Source organism: Novosphingobium sp. CCH12-A3 (assembly GCF_001556015.1).
Classification (GTDB): domain Bacteria; phylum Pseudomonadota; class Alphaproteobacteria; order Sphingomonadales; family Sphingomonadaceae; genus Novosphingobium; species Novosphingobium subterraneum.
The window spans coordinates 1-392 of sequence record NZ_LSIA01000278.1 but is presented as its reverse complement, the minus strand read 5'-3'; the positions used below and the strand labels follow the sequence as shown (position 1 = coordinate 392).

General features: G+C 64.0%; 1 protein-coding gene. It reads right to left on the bottom strand.

Annotated features, from left to right (window positions below; genetic code table 11):
- The coding region (locus AX703_RS22175; RefSeq protein WP_156452181.1) for a UPF0149 family protein at positions 1-392 on the bottom strand (392 nt) is incomplete at both ends.

The window sequence follows — 392 nt, the reverse complement described above, 5'->3', positions numbered from 1 at the left end:
ACCCTTCCTCGGACCAATCCGCCTCGAACTACCAGGTTTTTGCGGGTGTCCAGCTTCATGGCGCTCCAGAAGCCCCTGACCCAAGTCCTGACCTTGCCGTGGTCTGGCTTCTGACCCGGCTCGCAGAAGGCGGGGGAGAAGCTTGGCCAGCCTTTGGCGAAGCTGGCCTCGATAGCCTTGCGATGGGCCAGGACCGTAACAAGGCCCTGTTCGATCCGGGCAGTATCGACCGCAGACCGTTCTTGCCACAGACCCATGACCCACTGCGCGGTTTCCAGATGCGGCGTGACCAGCACGCCGGTGAGGTAGCCATCCATTTCGAGCGGCGGCAGGAGGTCGGGGTCGCGGACCAGCGGCAGTGGGATGGCGGGGTGCGGTGTTGCGGTAGTCAT